Origin of the sequence: Ureibacillus chungkukjangi, assembly GCF_044795995.1 — a bacterium.
Lineage (GTDB): Bacteria > Bacillota > Bacilli > Bacillales_A > Planococcaceae > Ureibacillus > Ureibacillus chungkukjangi.
The window spans coordinates 1-8,234 of record NZ_CP085011.1 but is presented as its reverse complement, the minus strand read 5'-3'; the positions used below and the strand labels follow the sequence as shown (position 1 = coordinate 8,234).

Sequence of the window (8,234 nt, the reverse complement as noted above, 5' to 3'; positions counted from 1 at the left end):
AACGAATTTGTAAAAACGGGTGGTGAACGCATAAAAATGGAATTAGGGTATTTTTCAAAAGATGTAGCAGAACAAATGGAAGTGACAACCTCGACGCTGCGTAGATGGTCGATAGAGTTAGAGAAACAAGGGTATGTCTTTTCACGCAATGAAAACGGTCAACGCGTTTATTATGAACACGATTATAAAGTGTTAAGAGAATTAAAGAAATTGCTGGCTAAGTCAGTACCCTTTGAAAACGCAGTAAAGTTAGCAATAACAACGGTTTCGGAAGATGAAAATATCGCGAAAACGCCTAGCGTGAATCAGGGAATCGTGCGTTTATCGCAGGATGAATTGCAGAGCATAGTTAAAAAAGCTGTGGAAGAAGAACGCGAGTTCATTTTAGAAGCTATTGATGCAAAGTTAAATAATTATATTGAGCAGCGAGATCGGCAATTGGTAACTCAATTAAAGCTGGCAATGGAGCAAAAACAACTTGAAATGCAACAATTGACACCGGAAAAAAAAGGCTTTTGGTCGAGAATATTTTCACGATAGAAATAAAAAACACCCCAGAAAAGGGGTGTTTTTTATTTCTATATAAATCTCTATTATGCCTTTCTAATACCTATTATTCTTAGACCCATCTTCTTATTAATTTTTATTGCTGTTTTCATGAATTCAATTGCAATTTCTTCATCTGATAATTCTTCTAATTTTCTTCTTTTCTTTTTTAGAAACATATTTTTTCCCTACTTTCTTTATTTTCAATAACTACCATTACTATATTTAGTATTTAAAAGGTTTATACTCATATATTTATAAAACGGACTAAGCTTTAAAGAAAAATGGATGTGTAAATGAATTAAATTAATGGCATGTTAACCTGGCGCTAAAAGGCTTGTCGTAATAGCTGTATGGAGAGTTCTGCTGCGAAGGGATAAATACTACCTTTTCCGGAAAAAAAGTCTACAAGAGGTTTTAAGAATGTTTTTGCTGTGTTATAAATAAAGTAATAATTATTTAATAAATATTAAATAATTTGTTGAAAAGCTAAAAAAACTCAAGCAGCGGCAACTACTTGAGTGGATGATACAAGGTCTTTTTAGCCTTTCAATTATTATAAAACTTTCTTATAGTCTGCTATTTAGCAGACTATTTTTTTTTGATTTGAATGCTTATTTCGAACTTATTAAAAAAATCAATAATGAATGCAACAGTTAGTGCGATCAGCAAAGATTCGAGCATGTTATCACCTCCAGGATTGAAGGCGTCAAAGCTAATCCTTATATCTTTATTGATTATATCCATAAAGATATATCATTTCCAGGTAACATTTTTTTAGAAAAGGTAGATTTACTAGGTGGCAATTAGAGAACTAGGTTTGGAAAAAAAATTTTTTGGTTTTTTCTTGATACTTTAATTACTACAGCTAAAGACTTATTTTCTATTATCTTTATATTATTTAATAGATTAATTACTTTTATTATATTTGCAAACCCCTAAACCCCTAGAGTTTCAAGGGTTTAGGGGTTTTATTGAAAGAAATATTCCTATTTATTGAAAGAAATACTCCTATTTATTGAAAGAAATACTCTTAATCTATTGAAAGATGTTGTTTTTTAACTTTCAATAGATTAAGATGATAAAAGGAATATTTTTCTTTCTTTTACAAGCTATAGGGGGTATTTTGTGAGAAAAAATGAAAAAAAAAGTTTAATAAATTATGAAAATAGCATTTCGAAAAGTAATGAATTTTCAATGGCAAAATTAAATCAAGGATTAACATTAAATCAAATGCAGTTGCTTGCATTCGCTATCTATTCAACTCAAAAAAACGGTGTAACTGAATTTCGAAAGGCTGATTTTGAAAAAAAGTTTAGTATAGATCAATATCGGACAGATGATGCAAAGAAAGATTCGCGACGTATTTTAAGTTTGCAAGTTGGATTAGAAGATTTAGAAGATGATACATTTGAATATTGGAATGTATTCCAAAGAATGAAGTATTCTGGAGGACTTTTTAAATTTGTTTGGTCTGAAGAAATGGTCCCTCATATCTTAGAACTGAAAGAAAAGTTTGTAACCACTGATTTAACTATTACTTCACAATTTAAAAGTGGTTTCAGTTGGACGTTATATGATTATTTAAAAGCTCATTATGGTTATTGGCATAAAACCATTTCAAAAGACGCCATTATGCGTTTATTTGGTGTTGAAACAAAAAAGACTTATCAAAATAATACAAGTTTGTTTAAACAATATGTACTTGATGCTGCAATCGATGAAATTAACCAATTTACAGAACTTGATGTTCGTTATAACGAACAGAAAAGAGGGCGTTCTATTATTGGGTTTGATTTAATTTGGTCTAATGGTAAAACACTTGTTAGTGCGACAAAAAAGCAAATTAACGAATTGAAAATATTGATTGATACAGTTTTTGAAGATGTTTTTCGCTTTACTAATTTAGATGAGCGTGATGATCGAGAACGAGCGATTCAACTTGTACGTCAAACAGAGGAAATGAAATTATACATAGAAGAACCAATAAGTATTACAAAAGAACGGGCAAATGAGCTAATTGAACAAGCGAATTGGATTTTAAAAGAACTTCAGTCATTAATTCAAAAAGAAGAAAAGAAAAATACGATGTTTTATAACTGGCTTGAGGAAAGAGCATAATTACCTGGTTGTAAAATAAAAAGGAAGAGGAGTAAGCTTTCGCTTACTCCTCTTCCTTATTTACCGGGTTCATGACCCTATCAAACAACTTTCAATAATTTATGCACCTAAAAGCGCAACGGACTCTTGGCCCAAAAATAAATTTCAACGTTACCCATTATATTAAATCTAATTTAAAAATGTCAATTCCTAGCAGTGTGAAAATTCTAGAAAAAAATCAAGGTTCCTGCTTAATCTACCACTTTTGAGGGATTTTTTTCAACATTCGAATCCTTTTTCTCTAAATCAAGATGTTTTATTTGGTCCTTTAAATCTTGATTTTCTGCACGCAATTGCTCAAGTTCAAACTTCAAAACTTCCATATCGGTATTTAATATTTCATTTTGCTGGTCTAACTCAATGCACTCTTGGTCTAATTTCTCTGCTATTTCCAAAACCTCAGTTAGCTTATTTTGAGATTCCTCAGCTAAAATCTTCAGCTCCTCATAGCCTATGCTAGTTTGTTCATAGGTATTAAAAGTAAATTCAGCCAATAGCTTCATCAAAGCAATATCAATTTCTTTCAATTTCTCATTATCTGATACCCTACTTTTAAAAGGCACTAAGATACGTCGCTTCGAAATAAAGCGTAACTGTTCAAGTTTAATAGTACAAGGATTAGGCATATTTCCGAAGTCCTTATCACGAGCTGGTAAACTAATATGGTAAGATAGACTATCATTATAAATGCTAGGTGAACTTGTAATTGGGGCAACAATTAAATCATTACCAGATTCAGCTAATACAATCGCAGGGTGATCATACGTTAATTCATTACCAAAATGCCCATAAAAATCGATATAAAGAATGCTGCCCTTACTATATGCTTTTCTTAACGAATGTTTAGGTTTTTCTTTAAGTAAAGTTTGATTTATGTAATTTGAATACCCCATAATCCAACGAATTCCATCTTCTAAAGGCTCATCCAAATACTTCTGCCCAAAACGTCCCTGACATTCTAATAAAGTTTTTAATAGTTTTACTTCATCAGATACTCGTTTTCCATCACTTTGCGTAGTACCAGTATGTTCATCTTTTTTTATCAACCCTTTAAAATATTCCCTATGTTGCATAATTTCACCTCCCACTATGTTTTAGTACTAAAGTCAGGAATTCCATTAAAATTCCCAAATAACGGAATAGAAACAAGTATAAAACAATCTTCTTTAGAATGTCATTAATATAGAACAATTAATGGGTGGAGTTCTGTATATTCATACCGACATATTTAGTTGACATAAGACCCAATAGGGGAAGCTGACCCTTTTCTAGGGGGACTTTTGCATAAAATCCTGTATATTCTACGCAAAAAAAGCAAGCCAATTGGCTTGCTTTTTCCATTTTAATATTTAGTTAGTTTCCTTTTGGCGAGAACGATTATTGAATAATAAATAAGCGATAAAATATAAAGCGAGAAGGATCAGCAAAAGAAAAAAGGCATCATTCTTAAATTCCGATATTGTTTCTAAAAGGCTTAATCCTCTACCGTCTTCAATACCATTTTCGAATAGTGAAAATGTAAAGTGATCTAATGTTAAATCTGATAGGACAAGTAAACTTAAATAAATAGCACTGACAATTAGATTAAAAGGTAATCTAAATTTTGTTTTTAAATCTAAATTTTCCAATAAGATAACGAATAGTGTAAAAGAAATAACTATTAGTATTAGTTCAACTAAACTAATATACATCGTGTAATTCAGTATTAAAAATACGCTTACTATAGCCAGGTTTATACCAATAAGTATGAATGATTGTTTTTTTTTCAATTTTCCACCACCTTATTTATTTAAATTCGATTTTACCATATTTATAATTATGATTTATTTTTGTGTTATATATATTACATATTATTTAAATTATGTATATTTTTGGTAATATAAATTAGATTGGTCATATAATCTAGGAGGTATAGGAAAATGAAAAAAAAGGCACTTCTAGCAACAATAGCAGCAACAAGTCTTACACTATTCACTTTATCTACAAACAGCGCTTATGCATGGAGTTATTCTGATTACAGTAAAGGAAGTTATGTGCCTAAATCCGGTAGTGGATCACAGGCAATGATTTATGATGGGACTAATCATTATTTGCAATCTACAGTTAATTTCAAGTTTGATAGTACAAATGTTACGAATATAAAAGATTATAATAATGGTGGCGATAATCCAGGCACTGCTTGTGATAATGCATCTGCATACGTAACTTTGGATCAAACGGCTAAGGCTGATTCTGGTAATTTGGAAATTTCCGCAACTCAAGTTACGACTAATCTTCCAAACCCTAAAACAGATGTAGAAGATAATAATTTCATTGGTTCAAATGATGAATCAGAAGTTACTGTACTTGGAACTGTAGCTTCTAGCACAGCATATTGGATGGCAACTAAGTGGAAAGATCAACGTGATGGTGATTCAGGTGATAGTGGTAAAATCCAAGCTCAATTTGCTATGAGTAAAAAAGGGCTGAGTGACTATAACAATTGTACTCAATCCACGGCTGTACAACATACATTTACTTACGGAGATAATAGAGGCACATTTGCTTCTATTCAACCCCTAAAATTAAATTTAGCAAGTACAAATACATCAGTTGAGGCCGATTTAAAGGCTATTGCAGAATATAAAGCAATAGAAAATTATAAAGCAATAGAAACAACTGAAACAGGTATTTCAACATACAAAAATAAACAAGAAGAACAACTAAAGGCTTTGAAATCTAAAAAAATAAACGATATTGCAGTCACAGTTACATTTTCTGAGCCTTTAAGTTTTGGTGATGTACAAGCTCTTGTACATCAACATAAAATTGATGTTGATGTACAAGCTCTTGTACATCAACATAAAATTGATGTTGATTTATTGCAAGCAAGAACGATTGATAATAACGGAGATAGAATCACTCACACTATTGCAGGAGTGGAGAAAGCCTTTGAACAAGATACAGATAACTTCGTAGGATATATCAATTTACAGGGATACATTTCATCAGATGCTATTTCTAGCTTAGAATTAAATGAAAAGGTTTATTTAGCTGATGTTAGTGGAGATAATAGCGTTACTAATTTAGAGGAAGATTATTTTGCTATACCTCTTACATGGAATTTAGAAGATTTAAACCAACAATAAAAGGATTAAATCTTGCAAAAAGCACTCCGATTTGGAGTGCTTTTTGTTTAGGATTTCCCAAGTTGCAATCAATTAACTTGCTGATACAGCATAAATAGAGTGGAGAATAAGGTACCTACTGCCACAATAAATCGTGCATTCAGTTTTAGCGTTAAGTCCTTGTATTGTAATTCCATTGTAATTTCCTCCAGTTTAAATTTTGAAAATTTCTCGCATATCTCTTTATTACTAATTCGCCTCATTTTAGGATTCTCACAGGCTGCACTTGCAGCCCATCATCAACCCGTCATATTCGGAATACTGCACGTGCAGTACATATGTTAGGCATACTTGGTAAGTAATTACGAAATCACAGTCACCTTAAAGTAAAAAAGAGCAGCCGTTTGGCTGCCATGGATGAAAAACTAAATAGTAAAATCAAACAAAGGGATGATCGTGTCCTGGTTCATCAATTAAAAGAAACTTCAACTGAAAAACAATTGGAGCTGCAGCAATCGAAACCGGTTTTTTCAAAAACCTATTTTCCAGGTAAAGTACTGATTTCCCATTGATATAACTAGCTTCAATACGGTTCGTATACAAACTCAAAACATGCTGTATTCAGTCTAAACCCAAGTGCGAAGCGCTTTTAAGAGTGGTAGTATACCACTCTTTATCCTGCACGTTGTGTTTTAGGACCCTTCAGGCTAAATGTGCAACATTCTTATGGCCATCAAAATACTGAAGGTGTGTAGATGGGCACTCCCCCAATGAACACCTAAAATTTCAGGGTGTATAAGTGGGCACTCTCAAAAAATGATGTGATATAATTTTGAATATAAATAGCTTCTGGAATGGAGAGTTAAGCATGAATGAAAATGGATTGAAGTATCCAATTTGGGAAGAGATTTTAATTATTCCAGATACAAAACCTGAAGTTGAATATGTCGTAAGTTCTGAAGAAAACAGCAAAGATCAATAAACTTAAAAACAAAAAAGAGACTGCCTTTATGGCAGTCTTATTGTCTTTAGACAGATCAGTATTCTTTTAAACCGATTCGATTAGCCCAGGCTATTAAGAGCTTATCGTCAATTCTTTTTGGTTTATAACCAATTCTATCAATCAAAATTTCTTCAACGAGATTCACATAAGCTGTAAAACGTTTATAATCGTCTTCTGTGAGGTTTTTAAATTCAAGGGGTACTTCTGTATCGTTTGAAAGCTTTAAAGCCATTCTGAGTAAATTAAAAGCGTCTGAGCGTTGTTTCCGAACTTCTTTAAGTAGTTTTAGAAGATCATAAGTATGGAAATTATTTAATTCTTTATAACTTTTGAAGCCATCAAAAGTTATAAATTGTTTCAAGCTAGGTCTTTGTTTAGTGAGTTCTGCTTCACATAATGTGCAACGGATCTCACTATTTTTATTTTCTGTTTTGCAATACAGGCATTCCATAATTGTATCCTCTTTTTATCCTCTTAATGGGCTAGCGTGAACGCTTATAGATTGGCTAAAGCCAATCAAAAACCTCTGTTCAAGGTATCTCTCAATACTCTGATTCACGATAAATTTTATTGGCTTCTGGAACACTCGTCATATCAAATCCTGAATAAATCGCATTCACGAGCTTTTGAATTTTATCTTGAGAATAGCCCAGCTTCTCTGCACCTTTTATGGCATATCCCAAACAAGCATAATTGTCCCATTCTGATTCATTCCCAAGAGAATTTAAGATCGTTTGACGAACAAATTTCGAGCGATTGCCGGCTGCTTTCTCATCTAACCATTCCCAGTTCTCTTCACTCAATGTAACGGAGATTTTTTTAGTTATCCCTAAACTTGGCCGACCAACTTTATTCAATTCCACAACTGAAAACAATCCTTTTGGCAATGATCTTTCTAATTCTTTCAATTCATCTTCAGCTTGTTGCCTTGTCTCATGCTGAATTTCTTCCCCAAACGTTTCATCCATCGCTGTACTTGTACAAATTTGACCATCTCGTCCACGAATAACAAACATTCCAATCACCTCTACTTTAAGTTACTTTTAATATTACAATTTAGGTAACTTAAAGTAAATATATTAAAGTAACTTTTATTAAAAATAGTTAATAGAATCCCTTTTAAGCATTGCTATCAGTGAGTTTTCTACAACTGGATTCCAAATAACATTTGAACGGAATACCCACAAGCTCACCAACGGTGGGCTTTTAGAGTGGATGGAATCCACTCTTTATCCTGCACTACTAATTGGCAGCAAAGCTGCCAATTAAGTTAACTCTCCGAAAGCTAGTCACCCTAGTATAGTTAGTTTAACTTAAACTAACTTAAACTAATTTAATTTAGTACCTGTTCTTAAGAAGTGTAAATAGAATTCTTTAACCTGTTTTTCCTTTAGATTAAAGGATTCTATTTATACAGA

At 32.2% G+C, this 8,234-nt stretch carries 9 protein-coding genes; 4 read left to right on the top strand and 5 right to left on the bottom strand.

Annotated elements, in window-relative coordinates:
* Positions 1-36: 36 nt before the first annotated feature.
* Positions 37-540 (top strand): MerR family transcriptional regulator, encoded by a 504-nt coding sequence (locus tag LG296_RS21365; RefSeq protein WP_107937858.1) that lies wholly within the window; start codon positions 37-39, stop codon positions 538-540.
* 53 nt (positions 541-593) lie between these two features.
* Here LG296_RS21365 and LG296_RS21360 read toward each other — a convergent pair whose 3' ends face one another.
* Entirely contained in the window at positions 594-725 is a 132-nt protein-coding gene (locus LG296_RS21360) for a hypothetical protein (protein ID WP_282433293.1), read from the bottom strand.
* Between the two features lie 949 nt (positions 726-1,674).
* On the opposite strand from LG296_RS21360, the gene LG296_RS21355 reads away from it, so the two are divergent.
* Positions 1,675-2,667: a replication initiation protein gene (locus LG296_RS21355; protein ID WP_107937857.1), complete on the top strand. Its 993-nt coding sequence runs from the start codon at positions 1,675-1,677 to the stop codon at positions 2,665-2,667.
* A gap of 230 nt (positions 2,668-2,897) precedes the next feature.
* On the opposite strand, the gene LG296_RS21350 is transcribed toward LG296_RS21355, so the two are convergent.
* The gene (locus tag LG296_RS21350; RefSeq protein WP_107842146.1) at positions 2,898-3,779 is read right to left on the bottom strand and encodes a type II toxin-antitoxin system PemK/MazF family toxin; all 882 of its coding nucleotides are present in this window, start codon (positions 3,777-3,779) and stop codon (positions 2,898-2,900) included.
* A gap of 276 nt (positions 3,780-4,055) precedes the next feature.
* On the bottom strand, positions 4,056-4,475 hold the full coding sequence (locus LG296_RS21345) for a hypothetical protein (protein WP_107937860.1): 420 nt from the start codon (positions 4,473-4,475) through the stop codon (positions 4,056-4,058).
* Positions 4,476-4,625: 150 nt separating this feature from the next.
* Between LG296_RS21345 and LG296_RS21340 the strand changes: the two genes are divergently transcribed.
* Together LG296_RS21340 and LG296_RS21335 are read left to right on the top strand one after the other, a co-directional pair.
* The gene (locus LG296_RS21340; RefSeq protein WP_404428051.1) at positions 4,626-5,834 is read left to right on the top strand and encodes a hypothetical protein; all 1,209 of its coding nucleotides are present in this window, start codon (positions 4,626-4,628) and stop codon (positions 5,832-5,834) included.
* 392 nt (positions 5,835-6,226) lie between these two features.
* The gene (locus tag LG296_RS21335) at positions 6,227-6,385 is read left to right on the top strand and encodes a hypothetical protein (RefSeq protein WP_404428049.1); all 159 of its coding nucleotides are present in this window, start codon (positions 6,227-6,229) and stop codon (positions 6,383-6,385) included.
* 465 nt (positions 6,386-6,850) lie between these two features.
* On the opposite strand, the gene LG296_RS21330 is transcribed toward LG296_RS21335, so the two are convergent.
* Positions 6,851-7,267 carry a hypothetical protein gene (locus LG296_RS21330; RefSeq protein ID WP_107937859.1) on the bottom strand — a complete coding sequence of 139 codons (417 nt, stop codon included), beginning with the start codon at positions 7,265-7,267 and terminating at the stop codon, positions 6,851-6,853.
* Positions 7,268-7,358: 91 nt separating this feature from the next.
* Complete coding sequence (locus LG296_RS21325; RefSeq protein WP_193768087.1) at positions 7,359-7,832, bottom strand: DUF2239 family protein; 474 nt, start codon at positions 7,830-7,832, stop codon at positions 7,359-7,361.
* Positions 7,833-8,234 lie beyond the last annotated feature (402 nt).

Excerpts from the sequence above, each read along its gene's own strand:
- LG296_RS21365 (WP_107937858.1), top strand. The coding sequence starts at position 37 with ATGGAATTAGGGTATTTTTCAAAAGATGTAGCAGAACAAATGGAAGTG.
- LG296_RS21360 (WP_282433293.1), bottom strand. The coding sequence starts at position 725 with ATGTTTCTAAAAAAGAAAAGAAGAAAATTAGAAGAATTATCAGATGAA.
- LG296_RS21350 (WP_107842146.1), bottom strand. The coding sequence starts at position 3,779 with ATGCAACATAGGGAATATTTTAAAGGGTTGATAAAAAAAGATGAACAT.
- LG296_RS21340 (WP_404428051.1), top strand. The coding sequence starts at position 4,626 with ATGAAAAAAAAGGCACTTCTAGCAACAATAGCAGCAACAAGTCTTACA.
- LG296_RS21335 (WP_404428049.1), top strand. The coding sequence starts at position 6,227 with ATGGATGAAAAACTAAATAGTAAAATCAAACAAAGGGATGATCGTGTC.
- LG296_RS21330 (WP_107937859.1), bottom strand. The coding sequence starts at position 7,267 with ATGGAATGCCTGTATTGCAAAACAGAAAATAAAAATAGTGAGATCCGT.
- LG296_RS21325 (WP_193768087.1), bottom strand. The coding sequence starts at position 7,832 with ATGTTTGTTATTCGTGGACGAGATGGTCAAATTTGTACAAGTACAGCG.